This is a genomic window from Desulforegula conservatrix Mb1Pa (assembly GCF_000426225.1).
Lineage (GTDB): Bacteria > Desulfobacterota > Desulfobacteria > Desulfobacterales > Desulforegulaceae > Desulforegula > Desulforegula conservatrix.
Map to the genome: position 1 here is coordinate 25,173 of NZ_AUEY01000032.1, position 16,509 is coordinate 41,681.

The 16,509-nt window shown below is 40.6% G+C and carries 11 protein-coding genes and 1 pseudogene; 7 read left to right on the forward strand and 5 right to left on the reverse strand.

All coding sequences use genetic code 11. The features are described 5' to 3' along the window. The first annotated feature begins 121 nt into the window (after positions 1–121). Positions 122–322: pseudogene (locus tag K245_RS27275) on the forward strand (cold-shock protein). A gap of 565 nt (positions 323–887) precedes the next feature. Here the strand turns inward: K245_RS27275 and K245_RS0112275 are convergent. From K245_RS0112275 to K245_RS0112285, 3 genes are all read right to left on the reverse strand, one after another. After that, positions 888–1,433 (reverse strand): Spy/CpxP family protein refolding chaperone, encoded by a 546-nt coding sequence (locus K245_RS0112275; protein WP_027359513.1) that lies wholly within the window; start codon positions 1,431–1,433, stop codon positions 888–890. Positions 1,434–1,673: 240 nt separating this feature from the next. Beyond that, the gene (locus K245_RS0112280) at positions 1,674–3,026 is read right to left on the reverse strand and encodes a sigma-54-dependent transcriptional regulator (RefSeq protein ID WP_027359514.1); all 1,353 of its coding nucleotides are present in this window, start codon (positions 3,024–3,026) and stop codon (positions 1,674–1,676) included. Between the two features lie 10 nt (positions 3,027–3,036). Continuing rightward, the gene (locus K245_RS0112285; RefSeq protein ID WP_027359515.1) at positions 3,037–4,830 is read right to left on the reverse strand and encodes an ATP-binding protein; all 1,794 of its coding nucleotides are present in this window, start codon (positions 4,828–4,830) and stop codon (positions 3,037–3,039) included. Positions 4,831–5,167: 337 nt separating this feature from the next. On the opposite strand from K245_RS0112285, the gene K245_RS0112295 reads away from it, so the two are divergent. The 4 genes from K245_RS0112295 to K245_RS0112315 all read left to right on the forward strand — a co-directional run bounded on the left by K245_RS0112295 (position 5,168) and on the right by K245_RS0112315 (position 11,606). After that, positions 5,168–7,633, forward strand: a complete 2,466-nt coding sequence (locus K245_RS0112295; protein ID WP_027359516.1) for a heavy metal translocating P-type ATPase — start codon at positions 5,168–5,170, stop codon at positions 7,631–7,633. 198 nt (positions 7,634–7,831) lie between these two features. Then, positions 7,832–8,329, forward strand: coding sequence for a hypothetical protein (locus tag K245_RS0112305; RefSeq protein ID WP_027359517.1), 498 nt, complete (start codon positions 7,832–7,834; stop codon positions 8,327–8,329). 266 nt (positions 8,330–8,595) lie between these two features. After that, a complete protein-coding gene (locus tag K245_RS0112310) occupies positions 8,596–11,241 on the forward strand; it encodes a PAS domain S-box protein (protein ID WP_156906785.1) in 2,646 nt (881 codons plus the stop codon). Next, positions 11,241–11,606: a response regulator gene (locus K245_RS0112315; RefSeq protein ID WP_027359519.1), complete on the forward strand. Its 366-nt coding sequence runs from the start codon at positions 11,241–11,243 to the stop codon at positions 11,604–11,606. The genes K245_RS0112310 and K245_RS0112315 overlap by 1 nt, the downstream gene beginning before the upstream one ends. Positions 11,607–11,610: 4 nt before the next feature. Here the strand turns inward: K245_RS0112315 and K245_RS0112320 are convergent, their stop codons facing one another. Further along, complete coding sequence (locus K245_RS0112320; RefSeq protein WP_084156261.1) at positions 11,611–13,626, reverse strand: CHASE2 domain-containing protein; 2,016 nt, start codon at positions 13,624–13,626, stop codon at positions 11,611–11,613. Positions 13,627–14,246: 620 nt separating this feature from the next. Between K245_RS0112320 and K245_RS0112330 the strand changes: the two genes are divergently transcribed. Next, positions 14,247–14,627, forward strand: a complete 381-nt coding sequence (locus tag K245_RS0112330; RefSeq protein WP_027359521.1) for a PDGLE domain-containing protein — start codon at positions 14,247–14,249, stop codon at positions 14,625–14,627. A 171-nt stretch (positions 14,628–14,798) separates the two neighbouring features. Here K245_RS0112330 and K245_RS0112335 read toward each other — a convergent pair whose 3' ends face one another. Continuing rightward, positions 14,799–16,064 (reverse strand): hypothetical protein, encoded by a 1,266-nt coding sequence (locus tag K245_RS0112335; RefSeq protein ID WP_027359522.1) that lies wholly within the window; start codon positions 16,062–16,064, stop codon positions 14,799–14,801. Positions 16,065–16,331: 267 nt separating this feature from the next. Here K245_RS0112335 and K245_RS27280 point away from each other — a divergent pair. Then, the coding region (locus K245_RS27280; protein WP_198013887.1) for a transposase at positions 16,332–16,509 on the forward strand (178 nt) is incomplete at its 3' end.

Below are 16,509 nucleotides of genomic sequence, written 5' to 3' on the forward strand. Positions count from 1 at the left end.
AAATCGACTGAGAAGTGGTTTTGGTCGGTCAAAAAGATTCGCTCCAAAGAAAAGATCCATACACAGTGGCACCTTTTGTTTTGGAACCAAAAAATTAAAAATTTAAAAGAAAGGTGTCACCATGGCAAACGGAAGAGTAAAGTGATTTAATAATACTAAGGGTTATGGTTTTATTGAGCAGGAAAATGGCGTTGATGTATTCGTTCATCATTCAGGAATCAATGCTTCAGGTTACAAGAGCCTTAACGAAGGCGACAGAGTAAAGTTTGACATTGAGCAGGGCCAGAAAGGTCCTTCAGCAGTAAATGTTACTCTGATATAATTTCTATCTAAAGAAATTCCAAGGCGTCTCTTTGTAAAAAGAGACGCCTTTTTTTATTCCAGCATATCTACCAATCCTTATTTACTTCCAACTCACAACTTGTTTCTTATCTGACTCAAAGAATATTTTTGGTATTGCCGATCTGATTTATGGGAAACCCATTTGAAATATTTTGACAAGGCCGCAAAAAGTCAGATTACCGTCATTCCGGCTTAGGGCTGAATCCATAAGTATCTGAACATACCGGATGCCGTGTCAAGTCAGGCATGACGCCGGCGATTTTATTTGGCTTTTTGCGAGGCCATCATTTTTAATAGACCTTTATGAAAAATTCGTGATTTTAACCAGGCTGTACATGTATTTGGGGCTATTGGGATATTCAGATGATGAAAGTTATTGTGGAGCTTTTTTTTAAGCGACCCGCCTGAAGCCATGTTCATAATGTTTTGAGCATTATGAATCTTTCTCTTTTTTTGAAATGGAATTTGCAGTTCTTATTAAAATATAGTTCTCTCGAGAGCTGGTTAAGTGGGGCTTTTATAGCAATAAGCCCCACTTAATTAGATTAGTTTTGTGGAGTATTCTGGGTTTGAGTAGCTGCAGGGCAGTTAACCATTGGCCCTCTGCCCATTCCGGCTCCCTTGCCCATGCATCCGGCCATGCCAATGCGGCCACATTTTCCGAAATTGGCACACTGTTTTGCCAATTCAGGAGAAATTTCACGGACCTTTATGAGATGGTCTATCTTGAGCTTGTTGAAATCAGCTTCGAGGTTCGATATTTGTGCCTGGATACTTTGAAGAGTTTCTCTGTTTATTTCTGGCTTTTGTAGTTCTGCCTGCATTTCAGCTTCCTTCTGGTCTATCTGGGTTCTTATTTCGCTGGTTTCATTCCAGAATCTCGTTTTTTCAGCTTCAAGGCCTGCTTTTTGTTCGGCTGTGAGATTAACATTATTGAAACCAGGGCAATTAGCATTTCCCATACCCTGCTGGCAGCCTTGGCCCATGTTCCCATGTCCCATGCCTTTACCTGCCATGACCGAACCAGCAGAAAGCATTGTCACTGAAATCATGGCAAATAGCATTGCAATCATTTTGATATTTTTTTTCATGTTGAGCTCCTTTTTTCATATTTTGAATCATTGATTTTAAGTTGAACGTATCAGTTGTGGATATTATAGCATTTATTGTGCCATGGTTATAATATACTGATTTTAGACATTAAACATATTTTAGTAAACTCATTGTATTATTAAATGGGTAATAAAGCCCCATGTCAGCTTTTTTGATTTTTTAAATATGGGGCATAAAGCCCCACCAAGCTGGAGGCATTGCTGGATAATGCTCGAATCTCAGTCGATTCCATATGATTTAAGTTTTTTATGAAGAGTTTTTCTGTTTATGCCTAACTGCCTGGCTGCTTCACTCTTGTTCCATCCTGCCGCATCCAGGGCAACCATTATAGCTTTTTTCTCTATGTCTTCAAGGGAAAGGCATTTATCTAAAATATTTTCATCATTTTTTTTTGAAATACTTGGCGGAAGTTCACTTTCAGTTACATACTCACCTATTGAGAGTATTACTGCCCTTTCGAGCATGTTTTCAAGTTCCCTGACATTTCCGGGCCAATCATAGGATATAAGGGCTTTAATTGCATCCGGGGAAATCCCGATAATATTTTTGCGGTTTTTTTCTGAAAGCCTTGCGATAAAATACTGACATAGCGAAGGAATATCTTCTGTTTTTTCCCTTAACGACGGAACTCTCATGTTCACCACATTAAGCCTGTAGAAAAGATCTTCCCTGAAAGTATTTTCCTTTACCCTTTTAACAAGATCTTGGTGGGTTGCGGCTATTATCCTGACATCAATTTTAATATATTCTTCGCCTCCGACCCTCTGAACTTCTCTTTCCTGGATTACCCTTAAAAGTTTCGCCTGCATATGCGGAGTCATTTCGGCTATCTCATCTAAAAAAATAGTCCCTTTGTCTGCCTGCATGAAGATTCCGTTTCTTTTCGAAATTGCTCCAGTGAAAGCGCCTTTTTCATGGCCGAATAACTCTGATTCAAGGAGATTTTCATTAATTGAGGCACAGTTAACAGCTATGAATGGCCTGTCATGCCTCAGGCTGTTTAAATGAATCAGTCTTGCTACCATCTCCTTTCCGGTTCCGCTTTCGCCTGTGATAAGAACAGTTGCCTCTGATGGGGCGACCATTGAAAGTGTCGCTTTCAGATTTCTCATGGCCACACTGTTGCCGATGATTTGCCTTGAGCCTGCTTGTGTTCTGATCTGACTTTTTAAAGCCAGATTTTCAGCTTTAAGTCTTGCGTGATCAGATGCTCTTTCAAGAGTAATTTTAAGCTCGTCAAAATCAAGCGGCTTTGTGAGATAATCATATGCCCCTGATTTGAGGGCCTCTACAGCAGATGCGACAGAAGAATATGCAGTCATTATGATAATCGGTATGGACGGATCGTGGGATTTTATTTTGTGTAAAGCCGTTATCCCGTCCATTACGGCCATTCGTATATCCATTAAGATGACACTGTACGAGTTCTTTCTTGATTTTTCTGAAGCTTCTTCTCCATTTTTTGCAGTATGAACCTCATATCCCCATGTAGCTGCCAGCTTGTTTATGGTGAGCCTGTGGGATTCATCATCATCTGCAACGAGTATAAGTGGTTTTACGGCATCTGCCATTTGATAAGCCTCATATTATTGCTTTGGGTAGTTCGATAATCAATGAAGTACCTGTTTTTTCTGTTTTAATTCTAATACTGCCGGAATGTGCCTCGATGATTTTTTGAGCCACAGCCAATCCTAAGCCTGTGCCGTCGTTTTTTGTTGTAAAGTATGGATTGAAAACCTTGCTTAAATCTTCAGAATCTATGCCTTTACCTGTGTCAGAGACTTTAATGAAAAGATCTGACCTACCTGTTTTTTTTGCTTCTATATTTATTGTTCCGATGTTTCCCATTGCTTCCAAGGAGTTTCTGCAGAGATTTAACAGGACTTGGGAAAGCCTGTCCCTGTCTATAAGGCATTTCAGATTATCTGGGATATTTGAAACAGTTGAAACATTCTGGTTTCTTGCGTCTGCGCTGATGAGTCTGAAAACATGATCCACGGCCTCTGAAAGTATGACTTCAGATCTTGAGATTTCAGAAGGTTTTGAAAATTCTAGAAGATCCTTTATGACCCTGTTGATTCTGTCAACCTCTTTTATCATAACGCTGGCAGTGTCCCTGCTGTCAGACCCTTCAGGAAAAAGATCCCTGAAATAGGTCGCAAGTCCTTTGATGGAACTTAAGGGATTTCTTATTTCATGGGCCACACCTGCGGATAGATTTCCTATTGCGGCCATTTTTTCATGTCTTATCAGATTGTTTTCAAGTTCCTTGATCTGGGTAAGATCTCTTAAAATTATTATAAGGCCTGAATGCGTTATGGAGTCATTCTCATTGATTCCTGCTGCGGTGATTCCTGCATAAAATGATTTCCCATTATCAAATGAAAGCTGTATTTCCCTTTCAGGTGAGTCTTTCTCTTCTTTAAGTGAGGTGATTTTATTCATGGCATTACTGCCGATTATCTTTTCAAGGCTTTGTCCAAGAACATTTTGAAAAGCAATGCCGCAGATTTTTTCCATGCTTTCATTAAAAACGACGATTTTATCATCAGAATCAGTGGCAATAATTCCTACAGGCAGGCATGATATTACTTTGTCTGCAAATGCGCTCGTATCCTCAAGCCTTTGTCTTGTCTGTCTGTAGTTCTGTAGCCAGAAAAGCGATATGAAGCCGCTCAGGCCAAGGATAAGGATAATTCCTGCCATGATAAGCGCATTTTTAATTTTGTTCTGACCAGCACTCTCGAAATGGGTCATGTCAAGGCCAACTGAAATGAACAGAGGCGGTTTATAATAAATCTGCTGTTCACCCTGATCCCACATGCAAAGGGTTTCATCGCATTTGCCGGGTCCAAATCCTGGCTCCGGGTTAGCTCCGATGCCCTTTCTCATTCTCATCTGGTGGCCTTCTGGCTTCATTGGCTTGAAAACATCAAACAGCTCAAATATTTTGCTACCTTTGCCGTCTGTGACAATTCTGTATAAGGGCTTTTTATCGGATTCACGGGTTTTTTCCAGGATTTCAGAATCGAATTTTCCGCCTATAAGTTCCGGATTGCTGTGGCTTATTATTTTACCTGTGGAATCCGCAATAACTATTTGCTTAATATCAGGACCTTTGCCTGTTTCCTCAATAAGCCTTTGCAGATGACCAGCTCCCCAGTGCATGCGCATCATTCCAGTCCTTGCCCCTGCCTCAAAGGCAGTAATCAGGGACTCACCCTTCTGGGTCAAGGCAATCGTCATGTGGGTTTTTTCCCTGTAAGCGCTGTCTATGGAAAAAATTATGACAATGACCAGCAGAATAACAGCTCCTCCAATTACAAGCCAAGGAGAAGTGAGAAAATAGTTTTTTGTATTTTGACTGTTATTCATAAGTGTGCCTTTTGTGAAATATGGAATAATTTCAATATTGACAAGGTCGCAAAAAATCCGATTACTGTCATTCCAGCTCAGGCCGGAATCCAGAAGTAACTGAAATTACAAAGATGTATGATCAAGTCCGGCATGACGCTTAAGCCATTTTTAGACTTTTTGCGATTCCATCAAAATAAACCCAAATTTTTTTCAGAATATTAAAAAAAAGTCTTATTATTGTAATATCCTGAAATATTATCTGTCTTTATTCCGTGATTAGATTCTTATGGACAAGATATCATTTAGGATAAGACAGCATTTGCAGAATATCAGATAAATAGGGAATATAAACACTATGGCCTCAAAAAAAAGTGATTTGCCTGTTATAGGAATGACATGCGCCAATTGCGCTGCAAATATTGAGCGGGTTATCAGAAAAATGGAAGGTGTTGTTTCGTGTAATGTCAACTTCGCTGCTGAAAGGGTTCTTGTTGAATATGATGATGTGAAGGTGGCATTACCGGATCTTATTGAAGCTATAAAAAAAGCAGGTTTCTCGGTGCCTGTCCTGGAATCAGTATTTGGTGTTTCTGGTATGACTTGTGCGAACTGTGCTTTAAATATTGAAAGAATTCTTAGCAGAAAAACAGAGGGCGTACTCAGGGCGAGTGTGAATTTTGCAACTGAAAGACTGACCGTTGAGCATCTTGCCTATTCCTCATGCTTTGAGGATATTGAAAAGGCTGTCCAAAAAGCCGGATTCAGGATTTTTCCCATAGAGAAAACAGAAACTGATGATGATGACGGGGCAGACCCTGAAAAAGCGGCCAGGGAAAAGGAAGCAAAAGACCAGAAGAAGAAATTCATTGTCGGAGCAATATTCACCCTGCCTCTTTTTTTGATAAGCATGGCCAGCGATTTTGGCCTTTTGGGGATGACTGTTCACGGTGGTTTGGCTGTTTATTTAAAATGGTTTTATTTCATTCTTGCCACTCCTGTTCAGTTTTACACAGGCATAGATTTCTATAGGGCAGGTTACAGGAGTTTAAGGAGCGGATCGGCCAATATGGATGTTCTTGTGGCTCTCGGATCTTCAACCGCCTATTTTTTTTCAGTCGCAGTCCTTATTTTTCCGGCGATTTCAGATCATGTGTATTTTGAAACATCTGCCATAATAATCACATTGATAAGACTCGGAAAAATGCTCGAAGCAGGAACAAAGGGCAAGACTGGTGAGGCCATAAGAAAACTTATGAATCTTACACCAAAGACGGCACTATTAATCGAAAATGGTATAGAGCGTGAAATTCTTCTTAAGGATGTAAGGGCAGGGGACACGCTTATAATAAAACCTGGCGCTTCAATTCCTGTTGACGGACTCGTATCGGATGGGGCTTCCGGTGTAGACGAGTCCATGCTTACAGGAGAGCCTCTGCCTGTTGATAAGAAAAAGGGGGATAAGGTCACTGGCGGAACAATCAACTGTGACGGAGTCTTAAGAATTGTTGCCGAGAAGGTTGGAAAAGATACTGCTCTTGCGTCGATAATCAGAATGGTTCAAGAAGCCCAGGGCTCCAAAGCCCCTGTGCAGGCCATTGCAGACAAGGTGGCCGGTATATTTGTCCCTGCTGTAATCATCATTGCATCCGCCACCTTTTTTACATGGTTTGCAGTAACCGGTGATTTTACCTTCTCAATGATGAGGCTTGTGGCTGTTCTTGTGATTGCATGCCCTTGCGCTCTCGGACTTGCAACGCCGACTGCCGTAATGGCAGGTACTGGTAAAGGCGCCGAATGCGGCATACTGTTCAGAAACGGTTCAGCTCTTGAAAAAGTTGCTGCCTGCGATACTGTGGTTCTCGACAAGACAGGAACCATAACATCTGGGAAACCACAAGTCTCAAGGATCTTTTCCATGAACACAGATGAAAAAGAGCTTATTGAAATGGCGGCGTCTGTTGAAAAAAACTCGGGCCATCCTCTCGCAGAGGCAATTGTAAAAAAGGCCGAAGCAGAAGGGCTTATTATTTATGAAACAAAAGACTTCCTTTCGCATAGCGGCTTCGGGGTTTCAGGGACTGTAAATGGAAGCATCATAATGGCAGGCAAGATCGAGTGGTTTCTGGAAAAGGGTATGGAGCTATCTGGAATAAAAGAGGAATCAGAATTATGTTATGGTAGAGGGGAATCAGTTGTTGCGGTTGCGGTAAATGAAAAGATTACAGGATTGATCGCTATTTCTGATACACTGAGGCATGATGCGGCAATAGCTGTTGATGATTTAAAGAACATTGGTCTTAATGTTGTGATGCTGACCGGGGATTCTCTCCCTGCGGCAGAAGCAGTGGCTTCAAAGATCGGGATCGCTCAGATATATGCAGGCGTAACGCCCGAGGGCAAGGCAGAAGTTGTTAAAAATCTTAAGAATGAAGGAAAAAAAATTATAATGGCAGGAGACGGAATCAATGATGCGCCGGCTCTTGCAATGGCAGATGCCGGACTTGCCATGGGGTCAGGGACAGATGTGGCCATAGAGACAGCCGATGTAATAATAACAGGCTCATCCCTATGCACAATAGCACTTGGTGTCAGGCTTGCCAGAAAAACAATGTCTGTAATTTATCAGAATCTTTTCTGGGCTTTTTTTTATAATATTATTCTCATTCCGGTTGCAGCCGGAGCACTTTACAGCCTTGAATCAATGCCTCTGATGCTCAGGCAGCTTCATCCGATGCTGGCTGCTTTTGCCATGGCTTTCAGCAGTATATCTGTGGTCAGTAACAGTCTCAGACTTTACAGAACACGCAGGGAAAATATTTGAGTCTTAAATATGATGGTCTCGTGAAAAGTCAAAAACGGGCAGTGTCGTCATGACGGACTTGATCAGGCATCTTTGTATTTACAGATACTTCTGGATTCCGGCCTGCGCCGGAATGACGGGAATCGGACTTTTTGCGACTTTGTCAAAATATGCAGGCATGAAAGATTCCAGATACATACAATAAATGAGGATTGGCTTATGAAAACCTTAAAATTTTTTTCAGCGTATCTAATAATGTCATTTTTAACGGCTTCAAGGGTTTTTGCCTCTGATATCAACGATATTGTTTATCCTCCTCCTGAACCCGAAAGAATAGTAACCGAGGATAATAAAACAGGTGATGAAACTGATGCCGAAAAAATGAAGCCCGGAATTACGGAGGAGATTTCAGACAAAGATAAGATGGACAAGATATATGTATATCCGGACGGAAGGGTTCTTGTTCCAGGAACCACACCTTTTGAACCAGTGGACGCTGAAAAAAAAAGAAGGCGCAACTCCCAAGACGGATCTGATCATGATGGCGATGAATACCATAATAGCCACCACCATAACCACAACCATCATGACAATACGGATTATCAGATTGAACCTGTGCTTAGCGAAAAAAAAGGTCGGGTCAAGTCGAAGCTCGGAATAACTGGCCCTGGACACGTAATTGTTCCTGCCAAGGAAAGTAATGGAATAGGCAGATAGCCAGTCTGAAAATATCGATGTTTTTCAAGTGGCGTTCCTTGATTACTGTTGATTTGATCCCTGCAATATTTTAATCTGATTGGGACTGTTAAGATTAATTGAGTATTGCTTTATCTATAAATTCCGCAAAAATAGTTTTGTTCTTGATCTATGAAGCTTTTCGTTTTCTCGATGCCTAAGCTCTTTTTTGACTTTTTGCGAGACCATCAACCTTGTTTATACCCGTCATTTTTTTGTAATCGTTTAAAAAATAGAAAGCTTGAAATTTGATAATAAGGATAAAAAAAATACTCGGATGGTTATCCGGAATAAGACCTCACCAATTGATGTGGGTTCTGGTTCTTGTCGTAATAGCCGGTGGTAGTTTTTTATCCTGGTGGACCGCTAATCGGGCTGAAGCAGAGCTTAAAAAAGAATTTCTTTCCAGAGCAATGATTGTGGCGGGATCTGTAAATCCTGCAAGAATTTCCGCGCTTAAGGGAACAGAAGAAGATCTCTTTTCGACTGACTATCACCGGCTAAAAGAACAATTATGGCTTGTCAGGCAGGTGATGCCTCAATTTGGCATTCTGTACCTGCTTGGTAAAAGAGATAACCAGATTGTATTTTTGGTTGATTCTGAAGTACAGGGCTCTGAGTTCCATTCAAAACCCGGAGAGATTTATCCTGATTCAAACAAGGCCCACAGAATGGCATTTGAGACTGGAAAAGAGATTCTTTCCGAACCATATACGGATAAATGGGGCAAATGGATAAGCGCAATTGTTCCAATCTACAACAGGGAAACGACTGAACTTGCCGGATTATTCTGTATAGACGTAGACAGCAGGGACTGGTCCTCTAAGGTCGTTGAACATGCCATCGCCCCCATGCTTTTCACAGTTCTGATCTCATTTATTCTTTTTTTCTATTCGCTTTTTTACAGACATTATGATGAAGCCCAGAAACGTATTGCAACAACAGAAGAATATATGAATCTGGCGATCGAAGGCGCCGGACTTGCTACATGGGAGTGGGATCTCACCACGGGCGACATTATTTCCAATGATCGTTTCAGTCAGCTAATTGGCTATGAAGGAGATCTCCTCGAGGTTAAGCTTAACAGGTGGCACCATCTTGTTCACCCTGACGAGAAAGATCATCTCCAGGAAGTGCTTGCAGCTAATTTAAATGGCGTCATAGATTTTTTTGAAGAAGAACACAGACTGAAACACAGTGCTGGCCATTGGGTATGGGTTCTTAACAGGGGGAGGGTCATGGAAAGAACCCAGGATGGTCTGCCCTTGCGAATAGCCGGAACCATCATGGATATTTCAGAACGCAAGCAAAACGAGAAGGCTTTAAAGGAAAGCGAGGCCAGATTCAGAAGAATTTTTGAGGAATCTCCTATCGGGATACAACTGTACGATTTCAATGGAATCCTTATCCAGGTGAACAGGGCATGTCTTGATATCCTTGGGGTAAGCGATCCAAAAGAGATTGTCGGACTTAGTGCCTATAATGACCCTAATCTTCTTCAGGCAATGCTTGATTCCATAAGAAACGGCAGCATATCTGGTTTTGAAGTGGCTTATGATTTTGATCTTGTCAAAAAGTACGGGCTTTACAAAACTAATCGATCAAAAAAATCCTTCCTGGATATATTTGTGAGCAGTATCGGCGTGGAAGGTTCGGGAACAGAAGCCGAATTTCTTATCCATGTTCAGGATATTACAGACAGAAAAATTGCTGAAGAAGAGCGGATTTCGCTGGAAAAAAGAATTCAGGCTGCCCAGAAAATGGAGAGCCTCGGTTTGCTGGCCGGCGGAGTTGCCCATGATTTCAATAACATTTTAGGTGCTTTGCAGGGTTTTGCTGAAATGGCTCTTGAGATTGTTGAGCTAAGAATGCCCGGATCTTCGGCCAATGAGTATCTGACCCAGGTAATCAAGGCAAGTGCCAGGGCGGCCGATCTTGTGGATCAGATTCTTACCTTCAGCCGAAAAAGTGACAGTGTCAGAAAGCCACTTGATATAGCAGTTGTGGTAAAAGAAACTATAAAGCTTCTAAGGCCTTCAATACCTTCAAATATTTCACTTGAAAGCAGTATAGACAGCAACTGCGGCAGGGTTCTTGTCGATCCTGTTCATGTGCATCAGATTATAATGAATCTTTGCGCCAATTCAAGACATGCCATGGGTGAAAATGGTGGAATATTGAAAATTGAGATGTCTCGGTCGGCATTTGGAGAAAAGAATATAAATGATCCTGAAGGTGATTATGTCAGAATCTGTGTCAGGGATAACGGGTGCGGGATACCGAGGGATAATATTGACAGGGTGTTTGATCCTTTCTTCACTACGAAAAGACCTGGAGAAGGTACAGGTCTCGGACTTTCAGTCGTTCACGGAATAGTCATAGCATGCGATGGATATGTTTTTGTGGAAAGCGAACTTGGCAAAGGTACTGCCATCTGTGTATATCTTCCGGAAGCAGGCGATAAGGAAGAAACAGCAATAATAAATAATGAAGATAAGATCAAAGTAAATGGCCGGACTCCAAGGGTTCTGCTTGTGGATGACGAAAAGTCTCTTCTTGGTATGATTAATGAACGCCTGACATCAAGGGGGCTTGAAGTTTCAGCTTTTCTTGATCCTTCAGCAGCACTTGATTATTTGAAATCAAGACCTGGTGATTTTGATATCGTAATAAGTGATTTTAATTTATCCGGTTTAAGTGGCATGGATTTTGTTATTAAGGCTCGTGAGTCTTCTCCTGATATTCCATTTATCTTAATGCTCGGGCGGGATTCTGTATTACAAAACGAAATTCATACTATCCAGGGACAATTTCAGATGATAAGAAAGCCCATAGCCTTTAATGATCTATTTGCTTCCATCAGAAATTTTGTTGAACATAAGGAAACTGTTTGATGAAGACAATACTTGTGGTTGATGATGATGACATGTTCAGAAATATGCTAAGTGAGACACTCAGGGGCGCTGGATACAATGTCCTTGAAGCTGAAAACGGTAAAATTGCCATGAGGGTCATTTTAGGCAGTGCCCTTGATTTGGTGGTTACCGATCTGATCATGCCTGAGCAGGAAGGCATAGAAACCATTAAGGAAATTAAAAGAATTTATCCGGATATGAAAATTATTGCAGTTTCAGGAGGCATGAGGGGAGGAACAATGGATTTCCTCCCAATCGCCGAATATATGGGAGCTGCCAGGGTTTTCAGAAAGCCTGTGGACAGAAAGACATTTCTTTCAGCAGTATCTGAGCTGGTTGGATAAAAAACTATTTCCCGAGCGCGATGGAACCATCCCAGTCTTCGGGCGGAGGATTTTTGATGAATTCATCACATCTTTTTGAGTATACTGCATAAACTCTGTCAGAGGGATTCTCTTCATAAGCTTTCATGAAAACAGTTTTGGCCTCTGACCATTTTTTTGAGGAATAAAGCTTTAAAGCTTCATCAAAAAGTCTTTCAGCTGAAATTTCATTATCAGTCATTTTTTTGTCCTGGTTACACAGTTCATAAATGGCGAGGGGTTTTTCCTTTCCTTTTACACGGACAAAATCAATGAATCTGCTCCTTAAACCTGAACCTGCTTTTTCAATAGTGCTCTGACCAGCCATAATAGTTGTTCCATAAATCTTGTTGACCCCCTCAAGCCTTGACGCCGTGTTAACAGCATCACCTATGACAGTATAATTGAAGTGTTTAACTCCGCCTACGTTGCCTGCGGTCATAAAAGCTGTGTTTATTCCAATTCTTACAGATATTTTAGCGCCTTCTTTAACCGAACTCATTCTTTCAACAGCGTCTTTTATCTCAAGAGCTGCATGACAGGCTTTTTGAGCATGATTGTCACTCTTTACAGGAACACCCCAGACAGCCATTACAGCGTCACCAATGAATTTGTCCACCATTCCGCCATGTTTGAATATTATGTCCGTGAATACTTCAAGGTAGCTGTTTAAAAGTTTTATAAGCTCATCAGGAGGAGTCCTTTCAGAAAGAGATGTGAAATCAGCAAAATCAAGAAACATCACAGTGGCTTCAACTGAGTCGCCTCCAGGCTTCAGGCTTTCGGGGTTCTTAAGAAGTATTTGAACCAAATCAGGTGAAAGATAGGATGAAAATGCTAAGGTTATGAACTGCTTTTCTTTTCTAATATGCCAGTAATTAATGAATGTGGCGGAAATATAGCTGAAGATCTGGGACAGGATAATAAAGGTTAAGGGCAGCCTTGTGTTTTTATGAACAAAAAGCATGAACCCGGCTGCAATGGCTGAAAAGACTCCGGTTGAGAGAATTGCAAAAGAGGGCAGGGGACTTAATAGAAGAAAGCACAGCCCTGAAACCGTTCCTGCAATTATCCCCAAAGCAGATACAGATATGGTTGAAATTTCTCTTAGCCAAGTACCGTTAATAATGTTTTCTGCGGCATGGGCATGAATTTCAACACCGGACATATACCCTCCCTTCCATCTTGTGAAGGGCGTGGGATAGGAATCATGGCCCTTGTCTCTTCCTTCCGTGTTTACTCCGGTAACAAGCCCTACAAACACAAGCTTGTTTTTGAAAAAGCCTTTAGGAAGATTTTTTTCTGGTTCAAGCGCTTGATAATATGAAACTGTCTTGATGCTCCCATTCGGGCCTGAGAAATTGATCTCGGAATTTTGAGACATATTTTCGAGATTACTATTTATGTCTGTTTTGCAGTCTTTTTTGTCGCAGAATGCAACAGCTGCTTCCATTGCTATTGATTTGATTCCAGATTCACCGAGAGAAAGCCTTCTTATGAAACCGTCATTATCAACCGGTAGATTGGCAAGGCCTTTCCTTGTTTCCTCATTTGAAACAGCATCACTTGGCTCTGTTATAATCTGCTGTGAATATCCTTTGTCTTTTATTATCTGAATATTTGAAGCAAGGACTGTATAGGGGTGGTCAGTGACAGCTTTTTTAAGGGCTAAGTCGTCTTCCTGATTAGAAGGCTCTCCGAATATTACATCAACGACAACGGCAGAAGCTTCCTCTTTGAATAATGTTTCAATAAGATTTGCGTGGATCTTTCTCGGCCAGGGCCATGGCATGCCAAGAACAGCAAAAGAAGGCTCGTCTATAGCTACAATCACAATTTCATCGGGCTGGGCTTTTTCACCGCGCAGAAGATAAAGAGTATCAGAAATCAGCATCTCAGCAGTTTTGAGCCAGGGAGTGTGGCAAAGAAAAAGCGCAAGGGCAATTGATGCTGAAATTATCAAGGCTCTTTGCAACCGGCTCGTTCTATGGTTTTTATTCATATTCACCTGGCTTATAAGTGTTTTAATGAAAAGAAGCTGTCTTGAATGGTCAAATTGCCATCAAAAAAGGCCAATTCGTAGACCAATTCCTATATCGGATTGGAGCGTCTTTTGCTCGTAATCCGATATCAGTTTTTTTGATTATGGTCACAGACCAATATTTCAAAATTTCTGGATCAAAAATCTGAAATTATGTGCGGAGGGGTCGCTTTTTGGAAAAAGCTCCGCAAAAACTTTAAATTTATTGTGTGATCTTATTTACAGGACTTTCCGGAGAATAACGATTTCATGGCCTCCCTTTATTTGACAAGGCCGCAAAAAGTCAAAAAAAGGCGTCGGCGTCATGCCGGACTTGATCCGGTATCCAGTATTTTCGATTAGTTCTGGATTCCGGTTTTCGCCGGAATGACAGTAATCGGACTTTTTGCGAGTCCATCTTTATTTGATCATAAGCTTATACTAAATATTCATTCTATTTCAAACTAATTAGCCTCCAAGGGAAATGCGGTATTAGAGACGACGGAGTCTTTGTTCTTGGTTGCCATGGGACTTGTGGGAGCAGGACTCGGAGGATTAACAAGAGCTTTATTGAGTAAAGCAATCCGGCCAGCTTTTCTTCCATGATGGGCATTCATCTTGTCATAGCCGTGTTTGAAGGAATTATAACGATTTGTGTTTTGCGTCTTGCAGAATCTATTAAATCAGATCTTTGCCTTCTGGGTCTTGCAGTTACAGCAGGTCTTGTTTCGCCCCTTGCATCAAGCCTCCCGGACGGGCTTGAAACCGCTGCCCATGCTCTTGGGATAACATCTGCAATTCAGGCTGGAACTCAGGTGTTTTCGCCCATATTCATGGAATATACGGTTCCATTTCTGCCCGGCCCACTTTCAGCCATCATGGCAGGCGTTGCCGGTGTCTGGATATCTTACGGAGTTGGAAAAAGAATCCTGTTGATGGGAGATAGAACGGCTTGTTTTATTTCTAAAATAAAAAATCATTGATGCTTTTAAAATGTATTCTGGGGGGGCTTACTTATATTAACTAATTCGTAAGGTATCCCCATAATGCAGTCTTTTAAATTAAAAAAAACTATTATGAATATCAAATACTTCGTTGAAATCAGAAGTCCATAGTTAACCATCTTCAGATGTAGTTTGGCGCCTCAATACTGCCTACGCACTGCTTTCTTCATAGGGATACCTTAGGAGGTACATTTCCATAACTAATTGGAAACGTGAATTGTATTTATCTTTCGACATCTTTCTTCTTTGGTCATCATTGATTGTGGCAGTTAATATTTGAAACTCTAAAAAAGAGAATTCATCCTTTTTGCCATTTATTTCAAGCTTACCCACAATATCGTGATTTTTTTTCTCAAGAAGCTTCCCTGTCAAAAGATATTCACTAAGTAAGTCTTCATCTAAATAAAAAGTACTATCTTTTGGAACTGTAATACTCGTTTTCCTTTTCAGTTTGTCGGGAGGTAATTCTCGTTCATCACCTTTTGAGCAATTTTCAAACATTTTACGGAATGTCATAACAGATTTCATTCCTTTTCTATCTATGTCGTCTCTGTATATAAAATAGGATGAAAACCTTGTAATTGATGATGCTGGATAAATAATTTGAGATGGAATATGTATCTGTAGCCAATATTGATATAAATTATTACAGTTATCGAAAAGCGACATTTTATTAGCATGATTGCCGATATTGATTAGCTTATCTTGAATAACGTCTCGAGAGTGTTCATTTGTCATTCCAAATGTAAGCCCATTATGATCAAATGCAATTTTTGTAACATCAGCAGCGATGCATCCAGTTACAATTCGCCCTAATGCTCTTCTAGGCATTCTTTCATTTAATTGCTTTTTAGCTTCCGAAAGTCTACCAGCAAGTTGTTTAAAATTTCCGACTCTTTTGCATTCTAAGAAGAAGGCATATTTTTTATTAAGTGCTACTATGTCAGTGTCTCCAGAAATGTCGACATAGCAACCTGCTTGGCAGAAGTAGCTTGCAATTCGTAACTCAAATTGAGTGTTTCGTGAAAGCGAATTTGAGTCTAAGGTAGCAAAATCTCTACCGCTTACAATTAATTTAAGCTTTTCATCAATCCCTTTGGGAATATGTTTCTTTAAGCCCTTAAGTATCCACATAAGCTCATGGACTTCACGTAAAGTATAAAGGTACCAATCTGTACTGCTTTCGAATGGCCCATCTGTCGAATTTTTGAATATTAGAGATTCATTTAATGGTTCTGAATTCGTTAATTTTGTTAAATACTCTGTATATCTACATATTCTAGTGTTTTTTGTTGAAATGCTACGGGCTTCAAGAAAAGCTATGATTTCCCTTAAGTCTTTTAAATGCTCAGATATCTCTACCCCTGGTAATGATTGAGTGGGGAATTTATATGATCTATTTCTAATTCCATTCATTATCTTCCGCTCTCGCTGCCTGGATATTAGTAGGATAAACTTGTGTCTGAATTTTTAACAAAGCGATCATAGTGCTCTGCTGCTGTTGATTTTTGCATCAAAAATGATGCTTCTTTCATCTTTTTTTCCTCATGCCATAAAAAACAATGTTTATTCAAATCATATCAGATATCAATTTGTCCATTCATTTATTTGATTACCATTTTTACTCCGCCATGCTTATCTTAAGGCATGTGAAAGATTATCCAGATATGATGGAGGTGTAGCATGGCAAAAAATATGATCCAATTTCAAAAAGGAAAGAGTATTCACGAATTCCTGTCCGAATATGGGACCGAAGATAAGTGCCAAGACTCATTATTCAGACTTAGATGGCCGCATGGTTTTAGTTGTCCGAATTGCGGCGGTTCGAAATTTTGCGAGCTCAAATCAAGAGATCTGTACC

Coding starts and splice junctions, on each gene's coding strand:
- K245_RS0112320 (WP_084156261.1), bottom strand. CDS start 13,626: ATGAATAAAAACCATAGAACGAGCCGGTTGCAAAGAGCCTTGATAATT.
- K245_RS0112305 (WP_027359517.1), top strand. CDS start 7,832: ATGAAAACCTTAAAATTTTTTTCAGCGTATCTAATAATGTCATTTTTA.
- K245_RS0112275 (WP_027359513.1), bottom strand. CDS start 1,433: ATGAAAAAAAATATCAAAATGATTGCAATGCTATTTGCCATGATTTCA.
- K245_RS0112335 (WP_027359522.1), bottom strand. CDS start 16,064: ATGAATGGAATTAGAAATAGATCATATAAATTCCCCACTCAATCATTA.
- K245_RS0112280 (WP_027359514.1), bottom strand. CDS start 3,026: ATGGCAGATGCCGTAAAACCACTTATACTCGTTGCAGATGATGATGAA.
- K245_RS0112285 (WP_027359515.1), bottom strand. CDS start 4,830: ATGAATAACAGTCAAAATACAAAAAACTATTTTCTCACTTCTCCTTGG.
- K245_RS0112315 (WP_027359519.1), top strand. CDS start 11,241: ATGAAGACAATACTTGTGGTTGATGATGATGACATGTTCAGAAATATG.
- K245_RS0112330 (WP_027359521.1), top strand. CDS start 14,247: ATGATGGGCATTCATCTTGTCATAGCCGTGTTTGAAGGAATTATAACG.
- K245_RS0112295 (WP_027359516.1), top strand. CDS start 5,168: ATGGCCTCAAAAAAAAGTGATTTGCCTGTTATAGGAATGACATGCGCC.